This is a genomic window from Paracoccus spongiarum (assembly GCF_030732095.1).
In the GTDB taxonomy this organism is placed as follows: Bacteria; Pseudomonadota; Alphaproteobacteria; order Rhodobacterales; family Rhodobacteraceae; genus Paracoccus; species Paracoccus spongiarum.
In genome coordinates this window covers 21042-39268 of record NZ_JAVAMQ010000011.1, presented here as the reverse complement: position 1 = coordinate 39268, position 18227 = coordinate 21042, and the positions used below count along the sequence as shown (strand labels likewise).

The window sequence follows — 18227 nt, the reverse complement described above, 5'->3', positions numbered from 1 at the left end:
CGCGCGCGGCCATCAACAGTTCGGCACGTTGACCGCCAGCCCGCCCAGCGAGGTTTCCTTGTACTTGTCGGACATGTCCCGGCCGGTCTGGCGCATCGTCTCGATGGCGGCATCCAGCGACACGAGGTGCTGGCCGTCGCCGCGCAGCGCCAGGCTGGCCGCGCTGACCGCCTTGATCGCGCCCAGCCCGTTGCGTTCGATGCAGGGCACCTGCACCAGCCCCGCCACCGGGTCGCAGGTCATGCCGAGGTGGTGTTCCAGCGCGATCTCGGCCGCGTTCTCGACCTGCTCGGGGGTGCCGCCCAGCACGGCGGCCAGCCCCGCCGCTGCCATCGCGCTGGCGCTGCCGACCTCGGCCTGGCAGCCGCATTCGGCGCCCGAGATCGAGGCATTGTGCTTGATCAGGCCGCCGACCGCCGCCGCCGTCAGCAGGAATTCGGGCAGGTCGCGCTCGGTCGCGCCGGGAACGTGGTCCAGCCAGTAGCGGATCACCGCGGGCACCACGCCGGCGGCGCCGTTGGTCGGCGCGGTGACCACCTGCCCGCCGGCGGCGTTCTCCTCGTTCACGGCCATCGCATAGGTGGACATCCAGTCGTTGATGACATGCGGCGCCGTCAGGTTCATGCCACGCTCGGCCAGCAGCTGTTCGCGGATCGCCGCGGCGCGGCGGCGCACGTTCAGCCCGCCGGGCAGCCGGCCGGTCGCGGCAAGCCCGCGATCCATGCAGTCGCGCATCACCTGCCAGATCCGCGCAAGCCCGTCGCGCAGTTCGGCCTCGCTGCGGAAGGTCAGTTCGTTGGCGCGCTTCATCGCGGCGATCGACTTGCCCGAGCGTTCCGCCATGGCCAGCATCTCGGCGGCGCTGGCGAAGGGATGGGGCACCCGGGCCGAGGCGTCGCTGCGGTCCTCGTCGCCCTTGCGGGCCAGTTCCTCGTCGGTCAGCACGAAGCCGCCGCCGACCGAATAATAGATGCGATGGAAGATCACGTCGCCCTGGGCATCGGTCGCCGACAGCGTCATGCCGTTGGCGTGGCCGGGCAGCGCCCTGTCGAAGTCGAACTGCAGGTCGCGTGCCGGATCGAAGGCCAGCCGGCCCAGCCCCTCGATCTCCAGCACGCGGCTGTCGCGATTGGCGGCCAGCGCGGCCTCGGCCTTGCCGGCATCCATGTCGTCGGGGCGGAACCCGGCGAGGCCGAGGATGGTGGCGCGGTCGGTCGCGTGACCCTTGCCGGTGAAGGCCAGGCTGCCATGCAGGCTGGCGCGCAGCCCCGCGGCGCGAAAGGGCTGGCGCCGCAATTCGTCGAGAAAGCGCGCACCGGCGACCATCGGCCCCATCGTGTGCGACGATGACGGGCCGACGCCCACCTTGAAGAGATCAAAGACCGACAGGAACATGCTGACTCCGGGTTCGCCCGCGCCATCTAACCACGCCGACCGCGCCGCGGCCATGTCGGATGCGACAGGCTGGCGGGATGGTTGCGACATGAGCCGGCGCCACGACTGCCTGTAAAATTTGCACAATGCCGAAAAGTGGTGCAGTCACGACCGGGTGCATCGCGGCCGGTGGCACCCGCACAGGCCGATCCTTGCGGGGGCCGCGGGCAGGGGTGAGGAACAAAACATGCAATTGCCGGAACCGATCATCTTGGGCAGGACGCGGCTGGGGCCGCCGGTGTTTCTGGCGCCGATGGCCGGCATCACCGACCTGCCGTTCCGCCGCGCCGTCGCCCGCCACGGCGCCGGGCTGATGGTCAGCGAGATGGTCGCCTCGTCCGAGATGGTGACACAGCGCCCCTCGACCCGCGCATCGGTGCGCGCGAAGGCGCTGACCGAGGGCGGGCTGCCGGTCTCGGTCCAGATCGCCGGGCGCGAGGCGGGCCCGATGGCCGAGACGGCGCGCATCGTCGAGGCGATGGGCGCCGCGATCATCGACATCAACATGGGCTGCCCGGCCAAGAAGGTCACCGGCGGGCTGTCGGGCGCGGCGCTGATGCGCGATCTGGACCACGCGCTGAGCCTGATCGACGCGGTGGTCGGCGCGGTCGCGGTGCCGGTCACGCTGAAGATGCGGCTGGGCTGGGACGAGACCTGCCTGAACGCCGCCGACCTGGCCCGCCGCGCCACAGATGCCGGCGTGCGGATGCTGACGGTGCATGGCCGCACCCGCGCGCAATTCTACAAGGGCCGCGCCGACTGGTCGCGGATCGCCGGGGTGGCCAACCTGCCGGGGCGTCCACCCCTTGTCGCCAATGGCGATGTCGTCGATGCGGCGACGGCGCGGGCGGCGCTGGCGGAATCGGGCGCCGAGGCGGTGATGGTCGGGCGCGGCGCGCAGGGGGCGCCGTGGCGGCTGGCGCAGATCGCGCATCAGCTGTGGGGCTGCGCGGCGCCCGCGATCCCGTGCGGCGCGGCGCTGGCCGATGCGGTCGAGGCGCATTACGACGACATGCTGGGCTTCTATGGCAGCGATCTGGGCCTGCGCGTGGCCCGCAAGCATCTGGGCTGGTATGCCGAGGCGAATGGCGCACCCCTGCGCGCCGAGATGCTGCGCGCCGACAGCCAGGCCGCCACGCGGGCGCTGATCCGGCTGGCCTTCGCCGAGGCCGGGGAGATCGCCGCATGACCTGCCCGAGGCCGTCCGATTTCCGCGAGGCAGAGCCGGGCCCCGGCTGGAACGCGATCCCGCTGCCGGCGCTGATCCTGGACGCCAAGGGCCGGGTCGCGGCGCTGAACGACGCGGCCGAGGTCTGGCTGAACATCTCGCGCAACTCGACCTTCGGCAAGGCCATCGACGGCGAGTCGATGTCCAAGCGGCTGCGCATCTTCCCGGCGCTGCGGCCACTTCTGGGCCGGGTGATGGCCAGCGGCGAGGCGCTGTATCAGGGCGAGGTCCGGTTCGAGATCGACGATCGCGCGGGCGGCCACGAGGAACGCCGCGCCGCCATCCATGCGGGTCCGGCGGGCGCCGCGGGCGGGGCGGTCAGCTTCGTGCTGGTGCCGCTGACCGATGCCGGGCTGCAATATCACAGCCGCGCGGTGCGCACCGCCGCGCGCAGCGCCATCGGGATGGCCGAGATGCTGGCCCACGAGATCAAGAACCCGCTGGCCGGAATCCGCGGCGCGGCCCAGCTGATGGCGATGAACGCGACCCCCGAGGATCGCGAGATGGCCGAGATGATTGTCAGCGAATCGCGCCGCATCGTTGCGCTGCTGGATCAGGTCGAACGCTTTGGCGACACCTCGGCGCCGCGGCTGGCGCCGGTCAATGTGCATGACGTGCTGGAGCGGGTGCGCCGCTCGGCCGCGGTCGGCTTTGCGCGGCGCATCACGCTGGTGGCCGATTACGACCCCTCGCTGCCGCCGGCACTGGCCGATGCGGACCAGCTGACGCAAGTCTGCCTCAACCTCGTCAAGAACGCCGCCGAGGCGCTGGCCGGCACCGAGGTCGCCACCATCCGGCTGCACAGCTTCTATGACCACACCCTGCGGCTGCCGCCCGACGAGGCCGATCCCGCCGGCCGGCCGCTGCCCTTGCAGATCGCCATCGAGGACAACGGCCCCGGCCTTCCCGCCGCCATCGCCGACCAGATCTTCGAGCCCTTCGTGTCTGGCCGCGAGAACGGCACCGGGCTGGGCCTCGCGCTGGTCAGCAAGATCATCACCGATCACGGCGCGCTGCTGCGGGTGGAAAGCCGCCCCGGGCGCACCAGCTTTCGCATCTCATTGCCCAAGGCATAAGGACCGACGCCATGGACGGAACCGTTCTGATCGCCGATGACGACCGCACCATCCGCACGGTGCTGACCCAGGCGCTGACCCGCGCCGGCTGCCGGGTCCACGCGACCGGCAGCCTTGCCCAGCTGACCAAATGGGTCGAGGAGGGCCGGGGCGATCTGGTGATCACCGACGTGATGATGCCCGATGGCAACGGCATCGACCGCATCCCCGCGATCCGCGAGGCGCGCCCCGACCTGCCCGTGATCGTGATCTCGGCGCAGAACACCATCGTCACCGCGATCCGCGCCACCGAGGCCGAGGCCTTCGAATACCTGCCCAAGCCCTTCGACCTGCCCGACCTGATGAGCAAGGCCGGACAGGCCCTGTCGCGTCGCCCGCGCCGCTCGGATGCCGGCGCCGGCGAGCCGATTCCGACGCCGCGCGAAAGCGCCGACCCGACGATGCCGCTGATCGGCCATGCGCCGGCCATGCAGGCGCTGTTCCGCATGGTCGCGCGGGTGCTGAACGCCGATCTGCCGGTGATCATCGCCGGCGAGGCGGGGGTCGGCAAGACGACCATCGCGCGGTCGTTCCACGACCTCTCGGACCGGCGCGACCGGGGTCTGGCGATCCTGACGGCGGCCGATGCGGCCGAGGATTCCGTGGGCCGCGCCGCCGAGAAGGCGCGGGCCGGCACCATCCTGATCGAGAACCCCGCAGGCTTCGACGCCGCCGCGCAGGCCCGGCTGATCGGGCTGATCGAGTCGATGGAGGCCGGCCCCGACCGCGCGAGCGCGCCGCGCATCGTGGCCACCACCGGCCCCGATCCGCAGGCCGATGTCGCGTCGGGGCGGCTGCGCTCGGACCTGTACTACCGGCTGGCCGGGGTGACCGTGGCGGTGCCGCCGCTGCGGGCGCGGGTCGACGACATCCTGCCGCTGGCCGCGCATCTGCTGGCGCGGGCCGCGGCGCAGGGCCTGCCCGATCGCAGCCTGTCGGACGAGGCCGCCGCGATCCTGCGCGCCCATCCCTTTCCCGGCAATGTGCGCGAACTCGAGAACACCATGCGCCGCCTGGCGCTGACCGCAAGCGGGCCGGCGATCACGGCCGCCGAGATGCGCGAGACGCTGAGCCAGCAGAGCGCGCCGCGCCCGCCCGCGATGGCCTCGGTCGCTGCGCCCGCGCCCGAGCCGGCGGTGCCCGGCGCCGCGATGCCCTTCGCCAGCGGAGCGTCGCGGCTGTCCGATGCGGTCGAGGCGCATCTGCAGCGCTATTTCGACCTGCATGGAGAGGCGCTGCCGCCGCCGGGCCTCTACGACCGCATCCTGCGCGAAGTCGAACGCCCGCTGCTGCAGGTCGCGCTGGACGCCACCGGCGGAAATCAGCTGCGTTGCGCCGATCTGCTGGGAATTAATCGCAATACCCTGCGCAAGAAGCTGACCGAGCTGAATATCGAGGTGACACGGCGCCGCAAACTGATGTAAAACCGCCACAGATGGCAGGGCCAGCGTCACGGCCCTGCAACATTCAAGCCGCGTCAGACGGCGAGTGGGGGAAATGGCAGAGTCCGCATCAGGGCTGAGCTGGGACAGGCTGGCACGGATCAGGTTGCCGCGACAGTCGCGCGGCGTGCTTGCCTGGGGTGCGCTGCTGCTGGGTGCGGTCCTGGTGGTGGCGACCATCGCGGTGCTGGGGCCGTTCAGCCCCGGCGTGCCAAGCCGCGTGCTGCGGCTGATCCTGATGCTGGATCTTCTCTATCTCATCTGCCTTCTCGGCCTGGTCCTGGCGCGAATGGCGCGGCTGATCACCGCGCGCCGGGCCTCGGCCGCCGGATCGCGGCTGCATGCGCGGCTGGTGATGGTGTTCGCGGGCCTCGCGTTGGTGCCGACCGTGCTGGTGGCGCTGTTTGCGGGCCTGCTGGTCAACATCGGCCTCGAGGGCTGGTTCTCGGATCGGGTGCAGCAGGTGGTCACCACCTCGCAGGCCGCCGCCGAAGCCTATCAGGAGGAACATCGCCGCGACCTGACCGAGGACGCCCGCGCCCTGGCCGGCATCCTGACCCAGGCCGGCCGCGCCAATCCGATGATCGAGGACGGCGAGATGCGCCAGCTTCTGGTGCAGGGGCAGGCGCTGATCCAGCGCGGCCTGCGCGAGGCCTATGTCATCAGCGGCGCGGGCCAGATCAGGGCCCGGGGCGATCGCAGCTATCTGTTCTGGTACGAGGCCCCCACCAGCACGCAGCTGGACCAGGCGCAGGCCGAGGGGCTGGTGCTGGTCGAGGACTGGCAGAACGACGAATTCCGCGCGCTTGTCGCGCTGCCGCCGCTGGCCGATCGCTATCTTTACGTGACGCGCGACGTGGACGGCAACCTGCTGGGCCTGCTGGACGACACCCGCGCGACCGTGGGCGATTACCGCCGGCTGGAACAGACGCGCGGGCAGGTGCTGTTCGAATTCTCGCTGGTCTATCTGGGCTTTGCGCTGCTGCTGGTGGCGGCGGCGATCTGGCTGGGGCTGTGGTTCGCCAGCCGCCTGTCGCGGCCCATCGGGGCGCTGGCGCTGGCTTCCGAGCAGGTCGGCCGCGGCGATCTGGACGTGCAGGTGCCCGAGCCAGACACCGGAGACGAGATCCAGACCCTGGGCGAAAGCTTCAACCGCATGACCCGCCAGCTGAAGGCGCAGCGCGAGGAGCTGGTCGAAAGCTATCGCGCCGGCGACGAACAGCGCCGGCTGTTCGACAATGTGCTGACCTCGGTCACCTCGGGCGTGATCGGCCTCGATCCGGCGGGCGAGATCGACTTCGTGAACCGCTCGGCCACGCGGCTTCTGGGCCTTGACCCAAAGCGCGACATCGACGCGCTGCTGTCCGAGGCGGTGCCGGAATTCGCGCCGCTCTTCGACCGGTTGTCGGCATCGGTCGCCGAGGCGGTGCAGGACGAGGTGCGGCTGTCGCGCGAGGGGCGGATCGAAAGCCTGCTGGTGCGGATGGCGGTCAGGCGCGGCACCGATGGCGGGCTCGAGGGCTATGTGGTCGCCTTCGATGACGTGACCGAACTGGTCAGCGCGCAGCGCATGGCCGCATGGGGTGACGTGGCGCGCCGCGTCGCGCACGAGATCAAGAACCCGCTGACCCCGATCCAGCTGTCGGCCGAACGGCTGCGGCGCAAGTTCGGTCCGCTGGCCGGCCCGGACGACCGGGCGTCGCTGGATCAGTATGTCGATGTCATCATCCGCCAGACCAACGACCTGCGCCGGATCGTCGACGAGTTCAGCCGCTTTGCCCGGATGCCCGAACCCGACCGCGCCGAGATCGATCTGGCCGGCGTCCTGCGCGAGGTGGTGCTGTTGCAGCGCGATGCGCTGAAGGGTGCCCTGCACGCGCGCATCCCCGACGAGCCGGTGATCGTGGACTGCGATGCGGGCATGTTGCGGCAGGCCTTCACCAACCTTCTGAAGAACGCCGGCGAGGCGGTCGAGGACCGCGCGGCCTCGGCGCCCGCGGGCTGGGTGGCCCATGTCGCGGTCGAGATGCTGGCCGAACATGACGCGGTGACCATCCGCATCATCGACAACGGCCCCGGCCTGCCGGCCGACCGGTCGCGCCTGTTCGAACCCTATGTGACGTTGAAGGCGCAGGGCACCGGGCTGGGGCTGCCGATCGTCAAGAAGATCGTCGAGGAGCATGGCGGCAGCCTGATCCTGACCGATGCGCCGGCGCGCGACGGCGCGATGGCCGAGATCCGCCTGCCACGGGAACGCCAGCCCGTGCGCGGGGCGCAACGCAAACACAGGCATGAAAAAGACGAGGCGGGAGCGACATGAGTGACATTCTGATCGTCGATGACGAACGCGACATCCGCGAACTGATCGCGGACATCCTGAAGGACGAGGGCCACGAGACGCGGCTGGCCGCCCATTCCGACGAGGCGGTGGCCGCGCTGAACGACCGCGAACCGGCGCTGATGATCCTCGACATCTGGCTGAAGGACAGCCGCATGGACGGCATCGACATCCTCAAGCTGGTCAAGCGCAACAACCCGGACGTGCCGGTGATCATCATCTCGGGCCACGGCAACATCGAGATCGCGGTCGCCGCGATCCGGCAGGGCGCCTATGACTTCATCGAGAAGCCCTTCAACATCGACCAGCTGATGGTGGTGGTGAACCGGGCGCTGGAAACCAGCCGGCTGCGCCGCGAGAACAGCAGCCTGCGGCGCGGCGGCGACCGGGCGACCGAGATGCTGGGCCAGTCCGCGGCGTTCCGGCGGCTGCGCGACAATCTGGACAAGGTGGCCAAGTCGAACGGCCGGGTGATGCTGTCGGGCGAGCCGGGGGCGGGCAAGGAACTGGCCGCGCGCTATGTCCACGCCCACAGCGCACGGGCCTCGGCGCCCTTCGTCACCGTCCCCTGCGCCAGCATCGAACCCGAGCGCATGGAAGAGGTGCTGTTCGGCCGCGAAAGCCCCGAGCGCGGCATCGAGCCCGGGCTGCTGGAACAGGCGCATGGCGGGGTGATCTATTTCGACGAGGTGGGCGACATGCCCCTGGGCACCCAGCCCAAGATCCTGCGGGTGCTGACCGAACAGCAGTTCGCGCGCGCCGGCGGGTCCGACCGGGTGCGCGTCGATCTGCGCGTGATCTCGTCCAGCAACCGCGACCTGCCCTCCGAGATCGCCGCCGGGCGCTTCCGGCAGGAATTGTTCGACCGGCTGAACGTGGTGCCGGTGGCGGTGCCCTCGCTGGCGGAACGGCGCGACGACATCGCCCTGCTGGCCCGCCAGTTCATCGCCCAGTTCAACAGCCAGCAGGGCCTGCCCGCGCGCGAACTGCCCGAGGAAACCGTGGCCGCGCTGCAGGCGATGCGCTGGCCGGGCAACATCCGCCAGCTGCGCAACGTGATCGAGCGGGTGCTGATCCTGGCCGAGGAGGCCGGGCCGATCCAGCCGGCCGAGCTGGAGCCGCAGGGCGCCACGCCCGACAACAGCGACGCGCTGAGCCTTGGGCCGCAGGTGACGGCGATGGCGCTGCGCGAGGCGCGCGAGATGTTCGAGCGCGAATACCTGCTGGCGCAGATCAACCGCTTTGGCGGCAATATCAGCCGCACCGCGCAATTCGTGGGCATGGAACGCAGCGCCCTGCACCGCAAGCTGAAATCGCTGGGCGTGGTCGGCGGCGTGCGCGGCGAGGAGGAGCTGATCGGCGGCGCCTGAGGCGACCGGTCAGGCAGCCGTCCGATGGCGCCGGCGACCCGCAGGGTCAACGGGGTGAACGGGGTCGGCGGTGCGCTGCCAGGCCATCACCGCCGACCACGCCCGATCCAGTGTGACTGGCGACGGCCGTTCGGGGGAAACAAACTTCATGCGACACGAGCCCTTGGCCACGGGAGCAGACGAAACCGGGGCCGGCAAGGTCGGCATACTCCATCTCCGTTCTGTCAACTGGTTCGTTCGGTGCCGCCCGGAGGTCTTCCGGGCGGATGTCGTCGTGTCAGCAGGGGCGCCGCGGGGTCAAGAACGGGCTGCGGCGCGGCCCTCTACGACTTAAGTCTAACAAGGAACGGCTCGCGCATCAAGTGCCGGGCTGCTAAATTCTGCAATTCATGGTTGCAATCGCCGGACGGGTCGCGGGCCGTTGCGCCAGCGGCAGTCAAGGACAGTTGCGCCGCCCTCGGCCCCGGCATAGGCAAGGGCCTGGGCGGTTGCCCGCAAGAGAGGCGAGGACTGGCATGAAGGTCATCATCTGCGGGGCGGGGCAGGTCGGCTGGCAGATCGCGCGGCATCTGTCGGGCGAACGCAACGACGTCACCGTGATCGACAACAACGCCGAACTGGTCCGCCGCGCCACCGATGCGCTGGACGTGCAGGGCGTGACGGGCTTTGCCAGCCATCCCGACGTGCTGGACCGCGCCGGCGCCCGCGACGCCGACCTGATCATCGCCGCCACCCATTCCGACGAGGTGAACATGGTCACCTGCCAGGTGGCCCATTCCGTGTTCCAGGTGCCGCGCAAGATCGCCCGGCTGCGCAGCAGCGCCTATCTGGACGCGATCTATTCCGATCTCTACCGCACCGACCACCTGCCCATCGACGTGGTCATCAGCCCCGAACGCGAGGTCGCCAAGGCCGCGCTGCAACGCCTGTCGGCGCCCTCGACCTTCGATGTCGAGACCTTCCTGCGCGGCCGCATCCAGCTGCTGGGGATCGTGCTGGAAGAGGATTGCCCGGCGCTGAACACGCCGCTGCGGCAGCTGAACGAGATCTTTTCCAGCCTGCGCGCCATCGTCGCCGGGGTGCGCCGCGCCGGCCGGCTGTTCGCGCCCGAGGCGGGCGACCAGCTGTTCGAGGGCGACCAGATCTATGTCTTCAGCCATGCCGAGGATGTGCCGCGCACGCTGGAAATCTTTGGCAAGCCGCCGCAAAAGCAGGAACGCGTGGCGATCATCGGCGCCGGCAATGTCGGCCTTGCCGTGGCGCAGGCGCTGGAGGCGCGGGCCGACCGGATCCGCGCCAAGCTGATCGAACGCGACCGCGCCCGCGCAGAATTCGCCGCCGACCGGCTGGAGCGGACCATCGTGCTGAACGGAGACGGGCTGTCGGCCGAGTTGCTGGACGAGGCCGCGGTGCCCACCGCCGACGCCGTGCTGGCGGTCACCGACGACGACAAGACCAACATCCTTGCCGCCGTGCGCGCCAAGCAGGCGGGCGCGAAGATGGCCATCTCGCTGATCAACGATCCGACGCTGGTGCCGCTGATGGGCGCGCTGGACATCGACGCCTACATCAACCCCCGCGCCACGACCGTTTCGACCATCCTGCGCCACATCCGCCACGGACGGGTGCGCGACATCTATTCGATCGGCGATGCCGAGGCCGAGGTGATGGAGGCGCAGGTGCTGTCCACCTCGCCGATGTCGGGACGCGAGATCCGCGACATCGAATTTCCCGAAGGCGCGCTGATCGGCGCGGTGCAGAAGGGCGACCGGATCGTGAAACCCTCGTCCGAGACCCGCATCGAAGAGGGTGACATCGTGCTGATCTTCGCGCTCAGCAAGGACGTGCCGGAGGTCGAGCGCCTTCTGCAGGTCTCGATCGACTTCTTCTGAGGCGGCGCCGGTGTCCGTCCTGCTGCGCCTGCCGCTTCTGATCCAGCTGATGATGCTGGGGGCGCTGGCGATGCTGCTGCCGGCTGCCCATGCCTCGGCCACCAACCACGAGGCGATCGCCCGGCATTTCTTCTATTCGGCGCTGCTGGTGCTGATCCTGTCGGGGCTGATCGGACTGGCGACGATGGCCAACCCGCGCGAGGCCAGCGCCCGCGGCACGCTGCTGGGGATGCTGTCCGCGCTGGCGGTGCTGCCGCTGGTGCTGGCGCTGCCGTTTTCGGAAAGCCTGCCCGATACCGGCATCTTCAACGCCTGGTGGGAGATGGTGTCCTCGCTGACCACCACGGGCGCGTCGCTCTATTCGGCGGATCTGCTGCCCGCGCCGCTGCATCTGTGGCGGGCGACGGTGGGCTGGATGGGTGGCTTCTTCATGCTTGTGGCGGCGACGGCGATCCTTGCGCCGCTGCGGGTCGGCGGCTTCGAGATCATGTCCTCGCCCTATGGCCGCGACGAACAGTTCCAGCGCCTGCCGCCGTCCGACGACCCGCGCAGCCGGCAATCGCACCTGTCCTCGCCCGACTTCCGCACCCGGCTGAACGATCCCGCAAACCGGCTGCTGCGGGCCGCGCAGACCGTGTTGCCGGTCTATGGCGGGCTGACACTGGCGCTTTGGCTGATCCTGCTGCTGCTGGGCGACAGCGGCCTGGTGGCGCTGTGCCGTGCCATGGGGACGCTGGCCACCAGCGGCATCTCGCCGGTGCTGGGGCCGACCGGCGAGGGCGCGGGGGTGGCCGGCGAGATGGTCGTCTTCCTGTTCCTGATCCCTGCGCTGTCGCGGCGGTTCTGGCCCGGCGGGGGCGAACTGCGCGCGACCGAGCGGATGATCGACGATCCCGAGCTGCAGATGGCGGTCGGGTTGGTCGCGCTGGTCACGGCGCTGCTGTTCGCGCGCCACTTCCTCGGCGCCATCGAGATCGGCCCCGGTGATCCCCGGACCGGGCCGGGCCTTGCGGACCTGCGCGCGGCCCTCGGGGCCTTCTGGGGCAGCATGTTCAACACGCTCAGCTATCTGACGACGACCGGCTGGACCTCGGTGGACTGGCAGGACGCCCGCGCCTGGTCGGGGCTGACCTCGCCGGGCCTGATCCTCGCAGGACTGGCGATGATGGGCGGCGGCGTGGCGACGACGGCGGGCGGGGTCAAGCTGCTGCGCGTCTATGCGCTGGCCCGGCATGGCGAGCGCGAGATGGAGCGGATCATCCACCCCAGCTCGGTCGCGGGGGGCGGGCGCATCGCCCGGCGGCTGCGCCGCGAGGGCGCCTATCTGGCCTTCATCTTCTTCATGCTGTTCGCCATCTCGATCGCGGTGACGGTGATGCTCGTCTCGATCCAGCAGATCGAGTTCGAGACCGCCACGATCCTGTCCATCGCCGCGCTGACCAATACCGGCCCGCTGGCCGCCGCAATCCCGCTGACCCCGGCCTTCGAAGGCACGGCAGGCGTCGCATCGGCGCCCTGGGAGGGGTGGTCGGGCCTGCCGGTGCTGACCAAGTCGGTGCTGGCCGCCGCGATGATCGTCGGGCGGCTCGAGACTCTGGCCATCCTGGCGCTGTTCTCGCCCGAGTTCTGGCGCCGCTGAGGCGCTGCCGAAGTCGCGGAACCGGTTTGCTTTTCCGCAATCCCCGTCTTGCTTGCAAGGCCCGCCCCGACTGCTTAGATGTGGAAGCTGAACGGGACAGATCAGAAACGGACCCCCAAGATGGCCAACGACAAGCAGAATTTGCAGGATGCCTTTCTCAACCATGTCCGCAAGGCCAAGGTGCCGGTGACGATCTTCCTCATCAACGGCGTCAAGCTGCAGGGCGTGATCACCTGGTTCGACAATTTCTGCGTGCTGCTGCGCCGCGACGGCCAGTCGCAGCTGGTCTACAAGCATGCCATCAGCACGATCATGCCGGGCCAGCCGATCTCGCTTTACGAAGGCGAGGACTGATTGGCCGAACCGACCGAGACCGAGGCCAGACCGACCCGCGCCTATGTGATCCATCCCGATCTGGGCCACGCGCGCACGCAGCGCCGCCAGCCCGAACACGCCCTGGCCGAGGCCGTGGCGCTGGCGCTGGCGCTGCCCGGCATCGAGATCGTCGGCTCGGAGGTGGCGCGGCTGCGCGAGCCCAATCCCGGCACGCTGTTCGGCAAGGGAAAGCTGGCCGAGATCGGCGCGCGGATGGCCGAGGTCGAGGCGGAACTGGTGCTGGTCGACGGACCGGTGACGCCGGTGCAGCAGCGCAACCTTGAAAAGGACTGGGACGTCAAGCTGCTGGACCGCACGGGGCTGATCCTGGAAATCTTCGCCGACCGGGCCCGCACCCGCGAGGGCGTGTTGCAGGTCGAACTGGCGGCGCTGTCCTACCAGCGTACCCGGCTGGTCCGCGCCTGGACCCACCTCGAACGCCAGCGTGGCGGGCTTGGCTTCGTGGGCGGGCCGGGCGAGACCCAGATCGAGGCCGACCGCCGCGCCATCGACGAACAGATGACCCGGCTGCGCCGCCAGCTGGAGCGCGTGGTCAAGACCCGCACGCTGCACCGCGCCGCGCGGGCCAAGGTGCCCTATCCCATCGTCGCGCTGGTGGGCTATACCAACGCGGGCAAATCGACGCTGTTCAACCGGCTGACCGGGGCCGAGGTGCTGGCCAAGGACATGCTGTTCGCCACGCTGGACCCGACCATGCGGGCGGTGCGCCTGCCCGGCGCAGGCGGCGGCGGGGGGCAGGGGCGGCGGATCATCCTGTCGGACACTGTGGGATTCATCAGCGACCTGCCGACCGAACTGGTCGCGGCGTTCCGCGCGACGCTGGAAGAGGTGCTGGAAGCCGACTTGATCCTGCATGTGCGCGATGTCAGCCACCCCGAGACCGAGGAACAGGCGGCCGACGTGGCCGAGATCCTCGAAAGTCTCGGGGTCGACGAGGACGTGGCGCTGATCGAGGTCTGGAACAAGATCGACGCCCTTGGCCCCGAGACGCGGGCGGCGCTGCGGCGCACCGATGCCCGGACCGAAGGCGTGCAGGCGGTCAGCGCGCTGACCGGCGAGGGGCTGGACGATCTGGTTTCCGCCATCGACGCCCGGCTGTCCGAGGTTCTTGACGAGCCGCGCGAGGCGGGCCTGGTGACGCTGCCCTTTGCCGACGGGCGCAGGCGGGCCTGGCTGCACGAGGCCGGCGTGGTCGAGCGCGAGGAATCGGGCGAGGACGGGTTGACCCTGCATCTGCGCTGGACCGCGCGGCAGCGTGCGGGCTTCGAGGCGCTGGACCACCCGGACGGCTGAGGCCGGGCGCGGGCTGCCGGCCGGCCTGGGCCGGCGCTGCGGCGCGCCCGAGCGGCAGGCTCAGCCGGTCGGCATCTCGTGCGCCCAGGGCGGGTTCGCACCATGCCGCGAGACGGTGATCGCCGCGGCCTGCGCGCCCAGGGTCAGCGCCTCGCGGATCTGGTCCGCGGTGATCGCGGCCAGCCCCGCCTTGCTCAGCAGGCCCTGCCGGCGCAGGCTGGCAAGCACCCCGGCGTTGAAGGTGTCGCCCGCGCCGATCGTGTCGGCGACCGTGGTGCGGATCGCGGGCGCGGCCACCGAACCGCCGGCCCAATGCGCATGGGCGCCCGCCGCGCCGCCGGTCTGCAGGACGATCCGCGGCCCGGTCTCCAGCACCTTGCGGGCGGCGCTCGCGGGGTCCAGGTCGGGATACAGCCATTCGAGGTCGTCAGAGGACAGCTTGACGATGTCGGCCTGCGGCATCAGCCGGTCCAGCCGCGCCCGGAACGCCTCCGCATCCTTGATGAAGAAGGGCCGGATATTGGGGTCCAGCATCACCGGCAGGCGGTCGTGATTGCGCGCCACCAGCGCCTCGATCGCCGCGCCGCAGGGATCGGGAACAAGGCTGATCCCGCCCGCGAAGATCGCCGCCACCGCGTCCGGCAGTTCTGGGATGTCGTCGGGCGACAGCATGCGGCCGGCCGAGCCCTCGTCATAGAAGGAATAGCGCGCCTCGCCGCCGGTCAGCGTCACCAGCGCCAGGGTGGTGAGCCGGTCCGAGCGCGGGCAGAGATCGGTGTTCACCCCGGCCTCGGCCAGCGGGCGCAGCAGCACCTCGCCGAACACGTCGCGGCTGATCGGCCACAGATAGGCCACCGCCTCGCCCAGCCGGCCGAGGGCGACGGTCGTGTTGTAGACCGCCCCGCCCGCCAGAGGCCGGAAGGCGCCGTCCTCGGGCACCATGTCGATCAGTGATTCCCCTGCGCACAGGATCATGTGGCTTCCCCCTCGCCTAGTAGCCGCGGATCACATAGTCCCCGCCCGACCCGGTCTCGTCCAGCGTCAGGCCGCTGCCCAGCTGCACGTAGCCGCCCGCCTCAGCCAGATACAGCATTGTCGCTAGCGCTACCAGCGCCGCGATCACGGCGGCGGCGATTTTCCAGGCCGACCAGGGCCGTTCGCCCTGCACACGGCCCGACTGGCCGTTCACGAGAAAGCGATAGCTTTTGCCGTTGTAGCGATAGGCCGCGGTCCAGACCGGCAGCAGGATGTGCTTGAAGGTCTCGGCACTGTAGTCGGTGCGGATCTGTTCGACGCGCTGTTCGTCGCCGCCAATGTCGCGGCGGGCATCGTTCAGGATCACGCCGGCCATCTCGGCCCGTGCCGTTGCGTGGCCATCGGCCAGCGGGATCGTGTAGCCCTCGGCCTCGAATCCCGCCAGGTAGTCGGGCTGGTAGGGACGCAGATGCGCCATGTCCCACGGCGTCAGCCCGTCGGTGAAGCGCCGCGGCAGGGCGGCCGAGGCCAGCACCAGCACGTCGTTGAAGTCGCGCGCCACGCGACCCGCCGCCCGGCGCCAGCGGATGCGGCGCACCTGCTGCGCGACGCGCTGGTTCTGGCCGTTGATGCGGCGCACGACATGAACGGTCTCGTAATAGGCGTCGCCCCGCTGGCCGGAATAGTCCGAGCGGGTGCGGGCGTCGAAGGTCCAGTAGGGCGAATAGACGCCGCGCATCTTCCGGCCGCGCCGCGCATAGGCCAGAAGGCCCGAGGGCGCGAACCACAGCCGGCCCAGCCAGTCCTCCATCGCAGCATGGGCCTGCGCCTCGGTCAGCAGGAAGGGCAGCACCGCCTGCGGCTTGATGCGCCGCATCCGGCCGGTATCGGTGACGACCGGCGTGGCGCAGAACGGGCAGGCGGTGGCGTGGCTGTCGCCGGTCATCTCGATCCGGGCGCCGCAATTCGGGCAGGAAAGGGTGCGGATCTCGTCCACGATCTCGGATCCCGCATCCAGCCGCAGCCCCGCCTGCAGCGGGATCTCGGCAAGGTCGGGGGCCTTGTGACCGGCATCCCATTGCAGCGCCCGCCCGGTCGAGGGGTCGGCGAGGATCGCGGCCTCGCCATCGGCGCCGCCCTGCGCCTGCCGGGCCGGTGCGCGGGCGGCACCGCCGCCGATCTGCTGCTGATGGCCGCAATAGTCGCAGACCAGCTGCTGCTGGCCGGGCTGGAACCGCAGGCTGGCCCCGCAATTCTCGCAGGGATAGCGGAATTCGGTCGGAGCGGTGGGCATGCCGGCGTCAGCGCGGCAGCGGCGGCGGCATCATCGTGAACAGCTGCGCAAGCTCGGGCACCTCGTCGGCGGGCCGCCAGCCATCCTGGCCGGGCGTCCAGACCAGCGTGTCGCGGGTGAAGCCGCCCTCGGCCGCCAGCCGCCCCAGATGGCCGCGCCCGAAGGGGCCCTGCGGCTGCCCGTCGCGGGCGATGTGCCAGACCGTCTCGACCTGCCGGCCGGGCAGGGGGGGCGGCGCCGCGGGCGCGGCGCCCGCAGGCTGCGGCGAGGCGCCCCAGGGACCGGGGCGGGCCAAGCCCATGCCCATCGCGGCCCCCATCGCGGCGCCCATCCCCGCGCCCGCGCCGCCGCTGTTCTGGCTGGCATTCACCATCGCCTCGCTGGCCGCATACTGGCCAAAGCGGTCCAGGTCGCCGATGATCCCCATCGAGGTGCGCTTGTCCAGCATCGCCTCGACCGCATCGGGCAGGCTGATGTTCTCGATGTAGAATTCCGGGATCGAGATGCCGTATTGCGCGATCACCGGCTCGATCGCCTTGGCGACCATCCGGCCCAGCTGGTCGGTATTGGCGGCCATGTCGAGGACCGGGATTCCCGCGCCCGCGATCATGCGCGAGAATTCCTGAACGATCACGTTGCGGATCTGGAAGCTGATTTCGTCGCGGGTGAATTCGCCGTCGGTGCCGACGATCTCGGACATGAAGCGGGCCGGGTCGGTGACGCGCATCGAATAGGTGCCGAAGGCGCGCAGGCGGACCGGGCCGAATTCCGGGTCACGCGCGATGACCGGGTTCTTGGTGCCCCATTTCAGGTCGTTGAAACGGGTCGTGTTGACATAGTAGATCTCGGACTTGAAGGGGCTGCGAAAGCCGTGATCCCAGTGCTGCAGCCGGGTCAGGATCGGCAGGTTGTTGGTTTCCAGGAGGTAGAGGCCCGGGCCGAACACATCGGCAAGCTGGCCCTCGTGGATGAAGACCGCCGCCTGCCCCTCGCGGACCGTCAGCTTGGCGCCATACTTGATCGCCTTGCCAACCGTCGGATAGCGATAGACCATCGTGTCGCGGCTGTCGTCGGTCCATTCGATGACATCGATGAACTCGCCGCCGAGAATGTCCAGAATGCTCATGTCGCGTGCCTTTCCTGCACCGGGCCATGCGCGACATTCAGGGTCGCGACGCGGGTTTTGTCAACGGAAACAGGTGGCACAGCGGCCGCGAAAGGCCTCAGCCGCCGCTGGAGCGGGTTCCCGCGCTGCTGCCGAAGCCCCCGCGCGAGGCAGCGGTGGCGCGCGACATCGGCGCCTGCCCCGCGGTCGTGGCCGGGCGGGTGAACTGCTGCGCGCCCATCGTGCCGCGGCCGCTGTTGCTGGAAAAGCTGCTGGTGCCGGCGGCATTGGTGAAGCCGCCCGTGGCGTTGCGATACATCGGCTGCGCCGCGGCCATGCCGCCGCCGGCACGGCCCAGCATGCTGCCGATCAGGTAACCCGCCAGCAGTGGCATGAAGATGCTGCCCGAGCCGCCATTGTCGACCTGCTCGGCCTCCGAGCCGCAATTGCCGGCGCCGTGCTGTTCCTCGCAGACGGCCAGGCTGTCATAGCGCGGCGCGGCCTCGACATGCAGGGTCTCGGCCTCGGCGAAGGCCTGCTGGCATTGCTCGGCCGTGAACAGACCGCCATCCGACACCGCTGCCTGACAGCTGGCCAGGTCGGGAAAGGCCTGCGCGTCCACCTGTTCCTCACGGCAGCCCGCGACGGTAAAGGACGCGGCGCCGAGGATGGTCAGGGCAACGGTTCTGGATCGTCTTCTCATGTC

General features: G+C 70.1%; 14 protein-coding genes. 9 read left to right on the top strand and 5 right to left on the bottom strand.

The genetic code is table 11. From position 1 onward, the window contains the following. Nucleotides 1–12: 12 nt before the first annotated feature. Complete coding sequence (locus tag Q5Y72_RS12725) at nucleotides 13–1395, bottom strand: L-serine ammonia-lyase (RefSeq protein WP_305963898.1); 1383 nt, start codon at nucleotides 1393–1395, stop codon at nucleotides 13–15. Between the two features lie 226 nt (nucleotides 1396–1621). Here Q5Y72_RS12725 and dusB point away from each other — a divergent pair, with 226 nt between their 5' ends. From dusB to hflX, 9 genes are all read left to right on the top strand, one after another. Continuing rightward, the gene (dusB, locus tag Q5Y72_RS12720) at nucleotides 1622–2623 is read left to right on the top strand and encodes a tRNA dihydrouridine synthase DusB (RefSeq protein ID WP_305963797.1); all 1002 of its coding nucleotides are present in this window, start codon (nucleotides 1622–1624) and stop codon (nucleotides 2621–2623) included. After that, nucleotides 2620–3738, top strand: a complete 1119-nt coding sequence (locus Q5Y72_RS12715; RefSeq protein ID WP_305963796.1) for a two-component system sensor histidine kinase NtrB — start codon at nucleotides 2620–2622, stop codon at nucleotides 3736–3738. Before dusB ends, Q5Y72_RS12715 begins: the two co-directional genes overlap by 4 nt. An 11-nt stretch (nucleotides 3739–3749) precedes the next feature. Continuing rightward, entirely contained in the window at nucleotides 3750–5201 is a 1452-nt protein-coding gene (locus Q5Y72_RS12710; RefSeq protein WP_305963795.1) for a response regulator, read from the top strand. A 73-nt stretch (nucleotides 5202–5274) separates the two neighbouring features. Continuing rightward, a complete protein-coding gene (locus Q5Y72_RS12705; RefSeq protein ID WP_305963794.1) occupies nucleotides 5275–7539 on the top strand; it encodes a sensor histidine kinase NtrY-like in 2265 nt (754 codons plus the stop codon). Further along, nucleotides 7536–8927 (top strand): nitrogen assimilation response regulator NtrX, encoded by a 1392-nt coding sequence (gene ntrX, locus Q5Y72_RS12700; RefSeq protein ID WP_305963793.1) that lies wholly within the window; start codon nucleotides 7536–7538, stop codon nucleotides 8925–8927. Before Q5Y72_RS12705 ends, ntrX begins: the two co-directional genes overlap by 4 nt. Before the next feature lie 515 nt (nucleotides 8928–9442). After that, entirely contained in the window at nucleotides 9443–10819 is a 1377-nt protein-coding gene (gene trkA / locus Q5Y72_RS12695) for a Trk system potassium transporter TrkA (protein WP_305963792.1), read from the top strand. A gap of 10 nt (nucleotides 10820–10829) precedes the next feature. Beyond that, nucleotides 10830–12458 carry a potassium transporter TrkG gene (locus Q5Y72_RS12690; protein WP_305963791.1) on the top strand — a complete coding sequence of 543 codons (1629 nt, stop codon included), beginning with the start codon at nucleotides 10830–10832 and terminating at the stop codon, nucleotides 12456–12458. Between the two features lie 120 nt (nucleotides 12459–12578). Continuing rightward, nucleotides 12579–12812 carry an RNA chaperone Hfq gene (gene hfq, locus Q5Y72_RS12685; protein WP_216032680.1) on the top strand — a complete coding sequence of 78 codons (234 nt, stop codon included), beginning with the start codon at nucleotides 12579–12581 and terminating at the stop codon, nucleotides 12810–12812. Further along, nucleotides 12813–14147: a GTPase HflX gene (hflX, locus tag Q5Y72_RS12680; protein WP_305963790.1), complete on the top strand. Its 1335-nt coding sequence runs from the start codon at nucleotides 12813–12815 to the stop codon at nucleotides 14145–14147. A gap of 60 nt (nucleotides 14148–14207) precedes the next feature. Here the strand turns inward: hflX and Q5Y72_RS12675 are convergent, their stop codons facing one another. From Q5Y72_RS12675 to Q5Y72_RS12660, 4 genes are all read right to left on the bottom strand, one after another. Beyond that, a complete protein-coding gene (locus tag Q5Y72_RS12675) occupies nucleotides 14208–15122 on the bottom strand; it encodes a carbohydrate kinase family protein (protein WP_305963789.1) in 915 nt (304 codons plus the stop codon). A gap of 16 nt (nucleotides 15123–15138) precedes the next feature. Continuing rightward, entirely contained in the window at nucleotides 15139–16416 is a 1278-nt protein-coding gene (locus Q5Y72_RS12670; RefSeq protein ID WP_305963788.1) for a TFIIB-type zinc ribbon-containing protein, read from the bottom strand. A gap of 7 nt (nucleotides 16417–16423) precedes the next feature. Beyond that, complete coding sequence (locus Q5Y72_RS12665; RefSeq protein WP_305963787.1) at nucleotides 16424–17542, bottom strand: SPFH domain-containing protein; 1119 nt, start codon at nucleotides 17540–17542, stop codon at nucleotides 16424–16426. A 97-nt stretch (nucleotides 17543–17639) separates the two neighbouring features. Further along, nucleotides 17640–18224, bottom strand: a complete 585-nt coding sequence (locus tag Q5Y72_RS12660) for a DUF1190 domain-containing protein (protein WP_305963786.1) — start codon at nucleotides 18222–18224, stop codon at nucleotides 17640–17642. Nucleotides 18225–18227: the final 3 nt, after the last annotated feature.

Coding starts and splice junctions, on each gene's coding strand:
- Q5Y72_RS12665 (WP_305963787.1), bottom strand. CDS start 17,542: ATGAGCATTCTGGACATTCTCGGCGGCGAGTTCATCGATGTCATCGAA.
- trkA (WP_305963792.1), top strand. CDS start 9,443: ATGAAGGTCATCATCTGCGGGGCGGGGCAGGTCGGCTGGCAGATCGCG.
- dusB (WP_305963797.1), top strand. CDS start 1,622: ATGCAATTGCCGGAACCGATCATCTTGGGCAGGACGCGGCTGGGGCCG.
- Q5Y72_RS12675 (WP_305963789.1), bottom strand. CDS start 15,122: ATGATCCTGTGCGCAGGGGAATCACTGATCGACATGGTGCCCGAGGAC.
- Q5Y72_RS12705 (WP_305963794.1), top strand. CDS start 5,275: ATGGCAGAGTCCGCATCAGGGCTGAGCTGGGACAGGCTGGCACGGATC.
- ntrX (WP_305963793.1), top strand. CDS start 7,536: ATGAGTGACATTCTGATCGTCGATGACGAACGCGACATCCGCGAACTG.
- Q5Y72_RS12670 (WP_305963788.1), bottom strand. CDS start 16,416: ATGCCCACCGCTCCGACCGAATTCCGCTATCCCTGCGAGAATTGCGGG.
- hfq (WP_216032680.1), top strand. CDS start 12,579: ATGGCCAACGACAAGCAGAATTTGCAGGATGCCTTTCTCAACCATGTC.
- Q5Y72_RS12660 (WP_305963786.1), bottom strand. CDS start 18,224: ATGAGAAGACGATCCAGAACCGTTGCCCTGACCATCCTCGGCGCCGCG.
- Q5Y72_RS12715 (WP_305963796.1), top strand. CDS start 2,620: ATGACCTGCCCGAGGCCGTCCGATTTCCGCGAGGCAGAGCCGGGCCCC.
- Q5Y72_RS12725 (WP_305963898.1), bottom strand. CDS start 1,395: ATGTTCCTGTCGGTCTTTGATCTCTTCAAGGTGGGCGTCGGCCCGTCA.
- Q5Y72_RS12710 (WP_305963795.1), top strand. CDS start 3,750: ATGGACGGAACCGTTCTGATCGCCGATGACGACCGCACCATCCGCACG.